11 protein-coding genes and 1 tRNA gene are annotated in these 14666 nt (G+C 57.9%); 9 read left to right on the top strand and 3 right to left on the bottom strand.

What is annotated here, in order from left to right; all coding sequences use genetic code 11:
* Positions 1-43: 43 nt before the first annotated feature.
* Positions 44-2605 (bottom strand): DUF6600 domain-containing protein, encoded by a 2562-nt coding sequence (locus ELE36_RS17090; RefSeq protein ID WP_165371669.1) that lies wholly within the window; start codon positions 2603-2605, stop codon positions 44-46.
* 259 nt (positions 2606-2864) lie between these two features.
* Between ELE36_RS17090 and ELE36_RS17085 the strand changes: the two genes are divergently transcribed.
* From ELE36_RS17085 to ELE36_RS17045, 9 genes are all read left to right on the top strand, one after another.
* A tRNA-Gly gene (locus ELE36_RS17085) sits at positions 2865-2938 on the top strand.
* 59 nt (positions 2939-2997) lie between these two features.
* A complete protein-coding gene (locus ELE36_RS17080) occupies positions 2998-3459 on the top strand; it encodes an ATP-dependent zinc protease family protein (RefSeq protein ID WP_129835425.1) in 462 nt (153 codons plus the stop codon).
* Positions 3460-3469: 10 nt separating this feature from the next.
* Complete coding sequence (gene rimK, locus ELE36_RS17075; RefSeq protein ID WP_129835423.1) at positions 3470-4372, top strand: 30S ribosomal protein S6--L-glutamate ligase; 903 nt, start codon at positions 3470-3472, stop codon at positions 4370-4372.
* A gap of 303 nt (positions 4373-4675) precedes the next feature.
* Positions 4676-5128 (top strand): hypothetical protein, encoded by a 453-nt coding sequence (locus ELE36_RS17070; protein ID WP_129835421.1) that lies wholly within the window; start codon positions 4676-4678, stop codon positions 5126-5128.
* Between the two features lie 118 nt (positions 5129-5246).
* Positions 5247-5735, top strand: a complete 489-nt coding sequence (locus ELE36_RS17065) for a hypothetical protein (protein WP_129835419.1) — start codon at positions 5247-5249, stop codon at positions 5733-5735.
* A 298-nt stretch (positions 5736-6033) separates the two neighbouring features.
* Positions 6034-6432 (top strand): BlaI/MecI/CopY family transcriptional regulator, encoded by a 399-nt coding sequence (locus ELE36_RS17060; RefSeq protein WP_129835417.1) that lies wholly within the window; start codon positions 6034-6036, stop codon positions 6430-6432.
* Positions 6432-8297 carry a M56 family metallopeptidase gene (locus ELE36_RS17055; RefSeq protein WP_129835415.1) on the top strand — a complete coding sequence of 622 codons (1866 nt, stop codon included), beginning with the start codon at positions 6432-6434 and terminating at the stop codon, positions 8295-8297. Before ELE36_RS17060 ends, ELE36_RS17055 begins: the two co-directional genes overlap by 1 nt.
* Positions 8298-8639: 342 nt before the next feature.
* Positions 8640-9326, top strand: coding sequence for a response regulator transcription factor (locus ELE36_RS17050; RefSeq protein ID WP_129835413.1), 687 nt, complete (start codon positions 8640-8642; stop codon positions 9324-9326).
* Positions 9327-9378: 52 nt separating this feature from the next.
* A complete protein-coding gene (locus tag ELE36_RS17045; RefSeq protein ID WP_340642618.1) occupies positions 9379-10605 on the top strand; it encodes a sensor histidine kinase in 1227 nt (408 codons plus the stop codon).
* A gap of 55 nt (positions 10606-10660) precedes the next feature.
* Here the strand turns inward: ELE36_RS17045 and ELE36_RS17040 are convergent, their stop codons facing one another.
* Both ELE36_RS17040 and ELE36_RS17035 read right to left on the bottom strand, forming a co-directional pair.
* Entirely contained in the window at positions 10661-11581 is a 921-nt protein-coding gene (locus ELE36_RS17040) for a branched-chain amino acid transaminase (RefSeq protein WP_129835409.1), read from the bottom strand.
* A 90-nt stretch (positions 11582-11671) separates the two neighbouring features.
* A complete protein-coding gene (locus tag ELE36_RS17035) occupies positions 11672-14665 on the bottom strand; it encodes a serine/threonine-protein kinase (RefSeq protein WP_129835407.1) in 2994 nt (997 codons plus the stop codon).
* Between the last annotated feature and the right edge of the window lies 1 nt (position 14666).

The following is a 14666-nucleotide window of genomic DNA, read 5'->3' as shown; positions in this document are numbered from 1 at the left end:
AAAGCGCCCGGACATGCCGGGCGCTGTTGGTGTTGCGTGCGGATCAGTGATCCCTGTCTTTGTCCTTTTCTTTCTGCTCGCTACGTCGTGCCGGCGGTTCACCGCGCCCGGCGGGCGGTGCCTTGTTGCCTTGATCCGGCGGCGGTGCATTGCGTTGCTGGACTGGCGGCGCAGCGCGCAATTGCTGCTGTTGCTGCTGCATTTGTTGTTGATGTTGCTGTTGCTGCTGTTGCTGCTGTTGTTGTTGCTGTTGCATTTGTTGTTGCTGCACGGACTGGTTGCGTATCACGTTTTGTGTATTCACTGCGTTCTGGTTGTTGTTCACCGGCGCGTGTGTGGTTGGCTGAATGCGCGGCGCAACCGCAGTGTTCTGCACCGGTTCGTTGTTGCGCGTGTTAGCGCTGCGATCACGTGCCGCATGTTCATCGGTGTTGTTGCCGTGCGGACGACTGACCTTGTCCGCATTGTCGCTATTGTTCTGCACCGCATTCGCACGACCGTTGATCGTGTTTTGGGTATTGATCGCATTGCCTCCAGTCTGTGTGTGACCTTGAGCGTTAGCCGCGGAATGGTTTACGTCATCACGAGGCACGTTGGAGGTGCGTGCGTTCGGCGGGCGATCTTGCGGTTTGATTGCCGTTGAATTGTTCTGCTGATTCTGCACGGCGTTCTGCGCATGGCTCATATCGGTGCTGTTGTTGCTGCGATTGATGCCAGGCGTGCGTGCGTTAGGCGGGCGATCCGACAGCGTGGGTTGCGTTTTGTTCTGCGTATTGCCCTGCACGGCGTTCGCATTCAGCGGCGGACGATTGTTCAACGCCGGATTGACGTTATTGCGGATCGGCGCATTCGCATTCTGCGGCACGTTATTGCCGGTATTGCCTAAACGCGTCGGCGGCTGATTGTTTTGCATGACCGGGCCTTTCGGAGCTCCGGGTTGGCCATTGCCAGGCTGACCATTCACGGTCGCATTCGATGGAGTCTGACGTCCAATCGGCGTGGCCTTGGCGTTGATCGACGCTTGCGGCACAACGCGAACATTCGAATGCATCGCCATCGCAGCACCGGCACCGGCTACTCCGGCTCCAGCTATCGCAGCGGCGGGCAGATAGCGAGGTGCGACGGCGGTCTTGCCGGCATTTTCCTGCAAGGTGGATTGACGTTGCGAGAACGGCACGATCGCGCTCGGCGGTGCATTACGCGCAATCACCTGGCGATCAAACATCTGCGTCGGTGGCGCATTCTTGGCAGCACCGCCTGCAACCAAGCTGGCGCGATTCGGCGCAATGCCCGCGATCGATGCGACCTGTCCGCGTTCGAGGTTGACGCGATCCATGCGGATGTTCGCCGCCGCCACCGGCTTGGCGCCGGTGAACACATTGCCCGGCACCGCCGTTACCGCATTCGGCACGTTGTGATAGGCGTAATTGTTCTGGTTGACGTTGACGTTGCCGTTGGAATAATTGTTGTAGATGTTGGTGATATTGACGTTGTGATTGATCGTGGTATTGCGCACGTTGACGTCGTTGAAATAACCGCGGCTGACGTGATAACCCGGCACGAACACTTCACGCGGTCCGAGCGGGAACCAACCTACCGGTTGACCGCCACCAATGCCCACGCTCCAGCCATGTCCGCCGACGAAAGCAACCAATGCCGGCGCATAAATCGGACGCACATTCACCGGGCCAGGAATCCAGCCCCAGCGATTGCTTACGTATGACCAGCGGCCATAATGGAACGGTGCAAAACCCCACGATGCGGCATCGACCCAGGTCCAGCCCCACGGATCGACCCAAGCCCAGTGACCGTTGCGATACGGCGCCCAGTCGGCGGCGACGTGGCTCGGATACCAGACGTGGCCGTATTCCGGCGAAGCCTGCCAATCACCATTGTCATCAAGGTCGGATGCGCCGATCACTTCCTCGGAAACAAACTCATGCGACACGGAGTGTTCCTGGCGATTGTCGCGATCGGAACAGAAGCGATCGAACGCATTCGGCGGCGGCAAGTCGCTGGTCTGATAGTCGCGCAACTGGTTGTCATTGAAACGAACTGATTGATGGTCGCCGACACTGTAGCGACTACCTTGCTCGCCATAGACATCGCCCGCACCATCGAACACGGTTACCGTGGTGACGTTGCCGTTCGGGTCGACGTCGAAGCGATATTCGCCGACTCGCGAAACCACGAACGCGAGAGTGGGGGTATCGACTTCATAAACCTGATCGCCGTAAATTCGGCTGACGCGAAGATTCAGCGTGCCTTGGGTGAGCTGCACTTGCGCCGTGCGATCATCCAGATTGAGGAAGTTGAAACCGGAGCTTTCATCAAGACGGATCACCGCCGCGCCGACTTGCAGCTCGGTGCGCGAGTTGGTGTCCGCCCACAAACGATCGCCGGTAATCAGCGGCCGATTCAGGCTTGCATCGGCCCATTCGTTTTCGCCGGCCGGCGCGAAACTCACGTTACCCAAGAGATAACTCAAACGTGCCACACGCGACGGCGGATCAACATCCGCAAACGCCGTGCCGGTGACCCCCAGTGCGCTGGCTCCGAGCAAGACGCTCGCAGCAAAAGCGAGGAAACGAGACTGCAACAACATAAAGACTCCTTGCGGCGCACCGCGCCTGTTGACTACGCTACCGACGTGCTGACTTGTGTGTAACGCTATAACGAACGACCCGACATTCGGCCGACAGTTTACGCTGCTATGAGACGCCCCAGCGCCTGAACAATAACCTTCCACACTTGACAGCTGTCGCAATTGTTGGCGAGCGTTCATTCTCGCGTTGCCTGCCATCGCCGCGCAACGCATAATCGCAACGGTGAAGACGGCGCGCGTGGCGTGGATTTCGTTCATCGCGGGTGTAGCTCAATGGTAGAGCTGTAGCTTCCCAAGCTACTGACGAGGGTTCGATTCCCTTCACCCGCTCCAATGCTGCAGCCCACTTATTTTTTTCGTACATTCCCACCAGATCTCCGGAGACTCGAACGATGGAGACGCCCGCCGCTGCGCTTGAAGTGATTGGCTGGCGCGAGTGGCTGGCGTTGCCTGCGCTCGGCATCGCGGCGATCAAGGCCAAGGTCGATACCGGTGCGCGTAGTTCGTCGTTGCATGTGAATGGGCTCGAAGAATTTCTGCGTGACGGCCAAACCTGGTTGCGCTTTTCGATTGCCAGCGGACGCAAATCGCAGCGTATCGAAACCGCGTGCGAAGCGCTTGCGCTGGATCGCCGTGCGGTCACGGATTCGAGCGGCCATATCGCCGAGCGCTGGTTCATCCGCACCGATCTCGTGCTGGCGGGACAACGCTGGTCGACTGAAATCAATTTGACCGACAGGCGGACTATGCTTTTTCCGATGCTGCTGGGACGCAGCGCGATCCAAGCACGTTTCTGTGTCGACCCGGCGCGTTCGTATGTCTGCGGCCGGTTACGCAAACCACTCACTCCATGAATTTCCGACCATGAAAATCGCCATTCTTTCGCGCAATTCGAAACTGTATTCCACCCGGCGCTTGGTCGAAGCTGCGCGCGCTCGCGGCCATAGCGTGCGTGTGCTCGATCCGCTGCGCTGTTACATGCGCATCGCGCCTGGCGCGTTCGAGATTCACTACAAGGGCAAGGAACTGAGCGGTTTCGATGCGGTAATTCCACGCATCGGTCTGTCGGTCACGTTCTATGGCACGGCGGTGTTGCGCCAGTTCGAAATGATGGGTGTATACACGCCGAATTCGTCGGATGCGGTGCTGCGTGCGCGCGACAAATTGCGTTGCATGCAGATGCTCGCGCGCGAAAACGTCGGCCTGCCGACCACGGTGTTCGGCGACAATCCCGACGACACCGCCGATCTGCTCGACATGCTTGGCGACCCGCCGCATGTAATCAAGCTCAACGAAGGTGCGCAAGGCGCTGGGGTTTTACTCGCGGAAAAACGCTCGGCATCACAAAGCGTGATCGAGGCGTTTCGCGGTCTGTACGCCAACTTTCTGGTGCAGGAATTTATTCGCGAAGCAAAAGGTGCCGACGTGCGTTGTTTCGTAATCGGCGGCAAGGTGGTCGCGGCGATGTGCCGGCAGGCGCGTGATGGCGAATTCCGTTCCAATCTGCACCGCGGCGGTAGTGCCACGCCGGTGGAACTCAGCAAGGACGAAATCGCGATCGCCCTGCAGGCGGCGCGCAGCATGGGATTGAATGTCGCCGGCGTGGATTTGCTGCGCTCCAAGCGTGGCGCGCTCGTGCTGGAAGTGAATTCTTCTCCGGGGCTGGAAGGTATCGAGGGTGTGACCGGCGTTGATGTGTCGACGGCCATCATCAAGCATCTCGAACGCAGTGTTGCGCGCAACGGCAAGCGACGCAAAAACTTATAGGGCACGTTGAAGTGGATGCGACTGGCCAGGTGCGCGCATGCCAACGAAGCCTATATACGAAAGTCATCGTTGACAAATTCTGTACACACGACATACGATCATCATCGTAGTAAGGTCGGGTCGAGCCCTTCAGATATTGCACGGTATGCATACGATGCGTTCGGCGTGCGAAAATCGACGTTGACAAACATAAATTCTGCGAATTACGATGGCAGTCGTAGTTTGTCGAAAAATTCCCCATCGGTTACATAACTTAACGTAGGTGCAAACATGATTTTGAAGTGGATGGTTGGTGTCCTGGTAGTGTCGATTTCATTTGCAGCCTTCGGCAAGGACGATGCGAGCAAAGCTCCTGCAGTAAAAGCAACGACGGATCCCGTCGAGTTCAAGGCTCAGTCGGAAACGTTGCAAAAACAGATGGAAGCCGGTGGCCGCTACGAGTTTGTCAAACCCGATGAGCACGAACGTATCAATGCGGATCTGCAGAAGATTCAGGGATTGCTCGAGCGCCAAGCGGCGGGAAGCACTTTGTCGCGCGAAGATATCGCGGCGCAGCTGACCGCACAGAACGAGATCAACGCGATATTCGCCAAACGCGACGGCGACCGTCTGGTCTGCGAACGTACGACGCCGATCGGTTCGCATTTACCGCAGACAACCTGCGTTACGTTTTCGGAAAAACAGCATCAGAATCAGTTGAGTTCGGATTTCATGCGTGATCAACAGAAACGCAGTCCGCCCCCCAAGGTTCATTGAGAACTTGTTGCAACCGCTGCAGTGAACGTTTTGTAGGCAACGCGCAGCACGTGTAGTGAGCGTTCGCACCGGTTGGTGCGGTCGTAGGCTTTCCAGCAATTCCACAGGAGTACCCGGTATGAAAATCAGACAGGCAATCGTGCTGATGGCGGTCCTTGTTTCTTTTGCTGCATTTGGCAGCGATGAAGCCAGCAACGAGCCGGCCGTCAAAAAAATTACAGATCCTGCAGAGTTCAAGGTTCTGACTCTGGATCTGCAGAAGCAGATGGATCAGGGCGGACGTTACGAATTCGTCAAGCCAGAAGAGCGTAAACGCGTCAATTCCGATTTCGAAAAAATCCAGTCGTTGCTGGAAAAACAAGCGAGCGGCTCGAAGTTGAATCAGAACGAGATCGCAGATCAGTACACAGCGCAAAACGAAGCGAATGCGATCTTTCATAAACGTGATGGTGAAAGGGTGATCTGCGAGCGCAGAAAACCTATTGGCTCGAATGTACCGATTACTATTTGCAACACATATGCCGAGTTGCAGCACATTCACGACAGCTCCCAGAATTATATGCGTGAGGAGCAAAAAAGAAGTCCAAGCTTACATGCCGGCAGTTAGAGCTCTCAATTTTCTGGCGGATTAATTTGCGTTAGCCAAGAGGTCTGGCGGGCTTTTTCGCACGCTTCCATGGTGATGTTGGTGTGGCAAATAAAACTTGTTCGCGGAATGCAATGCGGCAAGTTTTCTGGCGATGAACATGGGGAGCGTGTCTGATCAAGCGCAATGGCTCAGGCGTCCAATGTGGTGCATGATGCCGCCTGATCTTGGAGGATGGCCGTGTCGGTCACCACGCAATGCAACGACTGTTTCTGTTCGGCCGGGGACACAGATCATTTTTTCTGATGGACGCAAGCTGATGACTTCTCATACTACCGAATTGCCCAAGCCCACCGAGGCGGAACTGGATATCATGCATGTGCTCTGGGATCGCGGTCCCAGCACAGTGCGCGAGGTGCACGAAATTCTCTACGGCGATGCGGGAGCCGGTTACACCACGGCGCTGAAGTTGCTGCAAGTGATGTACAGCAAAGGGCTGGTCAAGCGCGATGACTCCGAGCGCGCCCATGTGTATCGTGCAGTGCAAACCATGCAGCGTACCCAAGGGCGTTTTCTCGCCGATATCGTGCAGCGGGTTTTCAAAGGGTCGGCCTCGCAATTGGTGCTGCATGCACTGGGCAATCATCCACATGCAACTTCGGCCGAGCTGAAAGAGATTCGTGCATTGCTGAACCGACTGGATCGGGAGAAGCCGTAATGCAGACGTACGAGGTTTATTGGCTGCAAATCAGCCAGACACTGGGCTGGACGTTTTTGCATTTTCTCTGGCAGGGTTTGTTGATTGCGTTGTTATACGCTGTGTTCCGCAACTTTGTTCAGCGCCCGACCCGGCGTTACGCCTTGGGAATTTCCGCGCTCCTCGTGATGGCGCTGGCACCCACATTGACCGCGCTTCGCACCTGGCAGCAAGTTGCCGCGCAGCCTGAGGCGCTTGCCTTTGGCAGTGGTCTGCCGGCGAGTTCGTCTGCAGAAAATTCGACCACTGCCGCATTGCAAGTTGTCGGTCCCAGCGCTGTGAATAGTGTGCTGCCGTGGCTGGGCGCGATCTGGCTCTGCGGTGTGCTGTTGTTGAGCCTCAATTCGTTGCGACACTGGCGTCGCATGCATTGGTTACTACACCACGATGCTGCTCCAGTGCCGGAATGGCAATACGACTTGCTGCGGCTGTGTGATCGTTTTGCGATCTGGCCGCGCGTGCGTTTGCTGCAATCCCGGCATGTGCTAACTCCCACTCTGATCGGCTGGCTCAAGCCGATTATCCTGTTGCCAGTCAGCGTGCTCGGTGGTTTTACTCCGCAGCAGATCGAAATGATCATCGCGCACGAACTGGGGCATGTACGGCGCTGGGATTATCTGTTGAACCTGTTTCAGGTCGCGCTCGAAACCGTATTGTTTTATCACCCTGCGGTTCACTGGATTTCGCGAGATGTGCGTAATGTGCGCGAAACCTGTTGCGATGATCTTGTTATCGAACTCGGCTGCGGTACACCGCTCGCCTACGCGCACACATTGGCGAATCTCGAAGGATTGCGGGTTGATCTGCCAGCACCTGCGCTAGCTGCCAATGGTGGGATGTTGCTAGCGCGTGTGCGCCGCATCGTGGGCGTCGAGCATGAGGTGTCGGAACCGCTGCCGATGCGCCAGCACGGCTGGTTATTGGTACTGCTGCTGATAGCCGCGGTCGCGATGAGTATGCGTCTGCCGGTACGCGCCAATTCGGATGCCCGCAGCATTTTTGCTGTAATTCAAACTGTGCCGGCTCGGCTCGTGCAGCAGGCATATGGCGTCTTGATACGAGCCCGCAAGGATGCGGTTGTGCAACCGAATGCAGATTTGCTTTCGGCAGCAGCGAGTACCGCGATCCCGTCGGTTGTCCCATCGGCGCCAGTTGCAGTAGCGCATGCCAATCTCCAGCCTGCAGCTTTGTCTACTGAAACATTTGTGCCGGCAAAGATCGAAAAACCGAGTACCGCGCTCGGCATGATCGAGGCAAAAAATGCTCTGCAGGTGAGCAATATTTCCTCTGCGCCCGCACCGTTGCAACTGACCGCGTTATCGCAGAGTAGTGAGGTTGCCAAGAGGCCCACGGCGTTGTATCGCAGCGCGCCGATTTATCCCACTGGTGCTCGCGAAAATGGTGAGCAAGGACGCGTGACCTTGAGTTTCAATATTGCCTCTGACGGCTCAGTACAGAATATCGAGACGGTTTCCAACCGAGGGAATGAACAGTTCGTAGCCTCAGCCGTAGAAGCACTGCGGCAGTGGCGTTTCGATGTCGACAGCGTGTCGCCGACGATCGAGCGTTACACGCAGGACTTTGACTTTGCCTTAGGTAAAGGGGCGAAAAAGGCTGAAGCAGACGATTCAAACTGTAAAGTCAGCACCGGTTCGCATATCTGTCGACCTGATGGGGCGAACAACGCACGCTTGTGGCACGTGGCTTCCGAACGTAACACACAGGACTTCGGTTTTGCCTCGGACAAGCCGGCGAAAAAGACAGAAGCAGACGATTCAAGCTGTGTAGTCAGCACTGGCTCGCATATATGTCGAACCGATGGGTGAGCAACCCACGCGTGTGGCAGGTTGCTTCGCAATAGTTGAAAGCTTCGCAGCGAAGCCCGTATCGCTGCCGCGTGGATTAACGAAAGCATCAATCGCGTTTAACGCTAATTTAATCGCTGCATCCGTAAAGTCGATCCCACTGTAAGTTTGCTCGACACTCCTAAGTCAGGCCAAGTGACTAGCAAGTTATGGTATCGGGGCAGTAGCTTTGGCCCAAGCGAGGTGTGTTCCCCCAATGGCACCTCCTTGGGCCATTTTATTTGTGCAGCGCGCATGCCGCGGAACTCTGGCGACTGCGCGCACTCCATCTCCCATCCCCGCTAGAAGACAGCTACGCAACCCATGCGCATACTCGTCATAGAAGACAATAGCGACATCGCCGCCAATATTGGCGATTACCTCGAAGAGAAAGGCCATGTTGCGGATTTCGCCGGTGATGGCGTGACCGGACTGCATCTCGCCGTGGTACATGAGTTCGATGCGATCGTGCTCGATCTCACCTTGCCTGGCATGGACGGTCTGGAAGTCTGCCGCAAGTTGCGCCAGGACGCGCGCAAACAAACGCCGGTATTGATGCTGACGGCGCGCGACTCGCTTGATCAGAAACTCACCGGTTTCGATAGCGGCGCCGACGATTACATGGTCAAGCCGTTCGAGCTGCAGGAACTCGAAGCGCGCCTCAGTGTATTGTCGCGTCGCGGTAAGGGTGTGAAGAGTCGCATCCTGCAACTGGCCGATCTCACCTACAACCTCGATACGCTGGTCGTGATTCGCGCCGGCAAGCAGATCCAGCTCAATCCGATCGGCCTCAAGTTGTTGCAACACTTGATGGAATCGGCGCCGTCCGTCGTCACACGACAGGATCTCGAAACCCGGGTCTGGGGTGAAGAGTTGCCCGACAGCGACAGCCTGCGTGTGCACATCCATGGCTTGCGCGCGGTGATCGACAAACCTTTCGAAAAATTGCTGATCCAGACTCGCCACGGCATCGGCTATCGCATGGTCGATCCGGATGCAGTACCGGCGTAGGCTTCGCAGCCGTCTCATCATCTCGTTCGCACTGTTTGGCATCGCGCTGACAGTGTTGTTCGCCGTGGCGACGTTGTCGCTGCGCACCAGGGTTGAGGATCAACTGGTCAACGACACGCTGCAGCGAGAAGTTGCACGTTTCCTCGCGTTCAAACGCGACAATCCCGATCCCAATGCGCCGTGGAGTTTTTCCTCCGTGCGCGGCTACATCTACGGCATCAACAAGATCGAGAACGTGCCGTTCGAATGGAAAAGCCTGAGCAACGGCAACTACAACATCACCGATATTGGCGACGACGGCAAACCGCATCGTTTCAAACTCGCGGTCGACAAGGCCGACGATCTTTGGGCTTTCCTGCGTTACGACGCCAGCAAGGAAGAACTCGGCGAACGTCAGCTGATCGTGGGCCTGGTCGGTGTGGTCATTCTGTTTTCGCTGTTCGCGATTCTGCTCGGTGTGTGGTCATCGGCGCGTGTGATGCGTCCAGTCACGGATCTGGCGCGGCGCGTCAAACAATTTGGCAAAACACGTCGCGCCGAACCGCTTGCGCCACATTTTGCGAATGACGAAGTCGGCGAGCTGGCCGCGGCGCTCGACAATTATTCGGACAAACTCACGGCCCTAGTCGAGCGCGATCGCGAATTCAACGCCGACGTCAGCCACGAGCTACGCACGCCGCTCGCCGTGATCGCATCGACCACCGAATTGATGCTCGCGTCGAGCACGCTGACCGACAAATTACGCGATCGCCTCAAACGCATCGAACGTGCGTCAAAGCAGGCGACCGAGCTCACCAACGCCTTGCTGCTGCTGTCACGCAGCGAGCGCTCCGGCCCAACCGATGGCGAGACTACCGACGTCGCAAAAATCGCAGAACAAATCATCGACATGAATCGGCCGAACATCGGCAACAAACCCGTGACGGTGCGATTGGAGCTGGATGAAGTTGTCGAGGTCGATGCGCCGTCGGCGGTGATCGCGGTCGCATTGAACAATCTGATCGGCAACGGCATCAAATATACCCAGGCTGGCGATGTCGTGGTGCGGGTCGGCGCAGGGCGAGTTGTGGTGGAAGATTCTGGCCCCGGCATCGCGATCGAAGACGCGGAAAAATTGTTCGTGCGTGGCGTGCGTGGCGAAGGCGCGGCCGGCAAAGGTGCAGGTTTGGGTCTCGCAATCGTGCGGCGCTTGTGCGAGCTGTATGGCTGGCATGTATCGCTCGCGCCGCGGCCGCAGGGTGGCGCGGCAGCTACGCTGGATTTTCGCCTCAAGCACTAGCAATTCTTGCGCATCCTTCCAACCGCGCTGCGCCGGAAGGATGCGCGAATCGGGCTCAGCCCAGCGCTTCGAGCCAGCCGTGCTTGTCGGCCGTCTTGCCGCTGAACAGACCGAAGAATAAATCCTGCACCTGTCGTGTGACCGGCCCCGGTTTGCCCGGCCCGACCGGCTTGCCATCGACCGAACGAATCGGCGTGATTTCCGCCGCCGTGCCGCACATGAAAAGCTCGTCGGCGAAGTATAAATATTCGCGCGGAATATCGCGCTCGATCACGTTGATACCGGCATCGCGCGCCAGCGTGATGATCGAGTTGCGCGTGATGCCGTGCAGGCACGCGGCGCTGGCCGGGGTGGTGTGCAGGGCGCCTTCAAAAACCAGGAACAGATTTTCACCCGCACCCTCCGAAAGCAGGCCGGTGGAGGCGAGGGCAATGCCTTCGCCGAAACCGAGGCGGCGCGCTTCGCGTGCAATCAGCTGGCCCGACAAATAATTGCCGCCGGCTTTTGCGCCGGCCGGAATCGTGTTCGGTGCAAACCGTTGCCAGCTCGATACACACGCGTCGATGCCGGCCTCGAGCACATCGGCACCGAGATACGCACCCATGTTCCACGACGCCACCGAAACATCGGTCGGAGTTTCGGCCGATAATCCAAAACCGCCGAGTCCGCGAAACGCGATCGGGCGCAGATACGCCTTGCTCAGACCGTTCGCCTTGACCACTTCGCGGCAGGCGGCCGCGAGCTCATCGACGCTGTATGGAATCACGATGTCGTAGACCTTGGCCGACAAAAAAAGCCGCTTGAGGTGATCTGTCAAACGAAAAATCGCCGGGCCGTTCGGCGTTTCGTAACAGCGGATGCCTTCGAATACCGATGAACCGTAATGCAGCGCATGCGCCATCACGTGCACGGTTGCGTCCTGCCACGGCATGATGTGACCGTTGTGCCAGATGTGTTGCGGATATTCCTGCGCCATGAGCTGCTCCAGATTTTCGGGTTGCCAAGGTTAGCGGTCGCGCAGCGTTTGGAGAAGTGCCGATACGGTTTTTGATCCATCAGATGTGAATCAAACCGGTGGCAAGCTGGCCTGCAGTTTTTTCAGACGCGCTACCAGCAACGAATCGGGGTAACGTTGAGTGAGTAGCAACTGTTGCGCGTGCAGGATCGTTGCGCGCGCGGTTTTGTTGTCGTGCCGACTGGCTTGGCTCGCCGCGATCGCTGCATCGGCTTCGGCCAAAGCGTTGCCATCGTGCGGCGTTTTTTCATTGCGGATCGCGAGCGCTTCGTTCGCCGCAGATTCGGCATCCTTGCTGCGACCGAGCGCGCTCAGCGCGAAGGATTGTCCGACCAGCGCTATCGCCAGTCGCGGGTGCGGACCGTGATACAGCGTGCGCATGCGTGCTACGGCGTCGGTGAATCCGGTTAGCGCGATATCATTCTGACCGCGATCAAGTTCGACGAGCGCGAGGTTGGTCAGATTGTAGGCGACGTCCTGATGCGCATCGCCGAGCGCTTTTCGATTCACCGCAATCGCTTGTTCGAGCAGCGCCTGCGCCTCGTCGAGTTTGCCTTCACGACGCTTGAGCATGCCGAGACTATTCAGGTCATTGCCGATCAGTGCATGGGTTTCACCGAACGCCTTGTGATGCAGTTTCAGCGCCTGATTCAACGCGGTTTCGGCTTCGGCATAGCGGCCCATTCGCGTGAGCGCGGCACCGAGATTGGCCATGCCGGTGGCGACAAACGGATGCTCGTCACCGCCGGTTGCGCGATGAATATCGATCGCCTGCTGAAAACGTGCAGCGGCGGTATCGAGATCGCCTTCGGTTAGCGCGAGCAAGGCCAGCGAGTTCAGATTCAACGCGGCTTCCTGACTGTGTTCGCCGAGCGTTTTCTGATTCATCGCCAAGGCTTCTTCGAGCAGCGATTTGGCTTCATCCAGCTTGCCCTGCTGACGCAACATCGCGCCGAGTTGCGTGAGTGAAACGGCGATCAACGGATGCTCTGGCCCAAGCAGTTTGCGACGGATCACCAGCGCCTCGCGATTGCTTGTTTCAGCATCGGCAAGCTTGCCCATCTGCCACTGCACTACGCTGAGATCGCTCCAGGTTTGCGCGACATCGGCATGCTCTTTTCCGAGCTGCTTGATGCGCACGTCCAGCACATGGCGATAAAGCGTAACCGCCTCATCGTTCTTGTCTGATCCCATCATCAGCTCGGCCAGCGCCTGTTCGTCGCGCGCCGCATGCAGACTATCGGCCCCGGCGTTTGCGGTATCGAGCGCGAGTGCTTCGCGGGCCGGTACTTCGCCCTCGGTATATTTGCCTTGGCGCTGGTACAGCAGCGCCAGACTCGATAACGCCGGTGCGAGCGCTGCCGATTTTGCTTGCGTGCGGTAGATTTTCAAGGCGCTATCCAGATCGGCGTGCGCCATGTCGTACTGGCTTTGCTCGCGTAATGCGAAGCTGCGTTTTATCAGCGCATCGGCGTAACGCGGATCGGTTTCCCCAAACTGCTGCGCGCTGGATGTCACCGCGAGATCGAGCAATCCCATCGCGCGCGGAAACAAACCAAGCGCGCTGTACAAACCGCCGATGGTCAGCGCCATCTCCTGCTGCAGGGGTTTGTCGTCGGCGAGTTCGTTTTGCACGCGTGCGGCGCCACGATCAAGCAGCTCGCGCGCCGTTACTTTTTCGCCGCGCGCCTGATTCGGATCGGAAACGGTAAACAGGCTGGTAAGAAATCCTTTCACCTCACGCGACGTGCGTGCTTCGCGTTCGGCGCGACGCGCCTGATCGCGCGCACTATGCGCTTGATACAGGCTGATCGTAGTCGCTGCGATCAGCGCGACAAATACCAGCACGGCGCTGATAACGGCAAGACGATTGCGCCGCACGAATTTGCGCGTGCGATAGACCACGCTATCGCTGCGCGCAGCAATCGGGCGACCGTCCAGATAGCGTTGCACATCGGTGGCAAAGGCTTGCGCCGAAAGATAACGTCGCTCGGGTTCTTTCTGCAGCGCCTTGAGCACGATGCGATCGAGATCGCCGCGCAACGCACGCCCGCGCAGACGCAGCTCCACGACGGTCGTACTCAACACGCTGCTCGGCGCGGCTGGATCGGTATCGAGGATCGCTTTTTCGAGCGCGTGCATGCTTTCGCCGAGCCGATACGGACGTTGCTCGGTGAGCAATTCGTACAGCACCACACCCAGCGAATACACATCGGTGGCGGTGGTGATGGCCTGGCCACGAATCTGCTCGGGCGCGGCGTAATCCGGCGTCAGCAAACGCGATAAAGTCTGTGTTGTCACACCATCGGGCGAGCCCGTGGTTTCGAGCAATTTGGCGATGCCGAAGTCCAGCAGTTTGGGCTGGCCTTGGTGTGTGACCAGAATATTCGATGGCTTGATATCGCGATGCACGACCAGATTGCGATGAGCGTAATGCACCGCCTCGCAGACTTGCACAAATAACTGCAACCGCGCGCGCAGATCCAACGCGTGCTGTTCGCAATACGCGATAATCTGCACGCCATCGATATACTCCATCGCGAAGTAGGGCACGCCATCTCGGCCAACGCCACCGTCGAGCAGGCGCGCGATATTCGGATGTTCGAGTCGCGCTAGAATTTGACGCTCGGCGAGAAAACGCCGCAACAACGCGGCGCCCGGATGCAGTAACAATTTCAGCGCCACGCGCTGCTCGAACTGACCATCGTGGCGCTCAGCCAGAAACACCTGGCCCATGCCGCCGCGGCCGATCAGCTGCAACAATCGATAAGGACCGACTTCGTGACCCGGCGCCGGGTCCCATGGCTCGGCAAAACCGAGATCATCGAGCGCGCGATTCTCGAACATCGGTTGCGCCAGAAAATCACCGGCATCCGCATCCGCATCCGCATCGAGCAAACGTTGCACCGCCGCGTGTAGTTCGGCATCGCCGTCGCACTGTTGTTGCAGCCAGGCATCGCGCAATTCGGGTGTGAGGTCGGCCGCCTGTTCGAACAGATTCGATACGCGATTCCAGCGCTGACTTTCCATATTTACCGTCGTCATC

The organism is Pseudolysobacter antarcticus, from assembly GCF_004168365.1.
Lineage (GTDB): Bacteria > Pseudomonadota > Gammaproteobacteria > Xanthomonadales > Rhodanobacteraceae > Pseudolysobacter > Pseudolysobacter antarcticus.
Note: the sequence above shows the minus strand (reverse complement) of the source record. Positions and strands in the feature narration are given on the sequence as shown.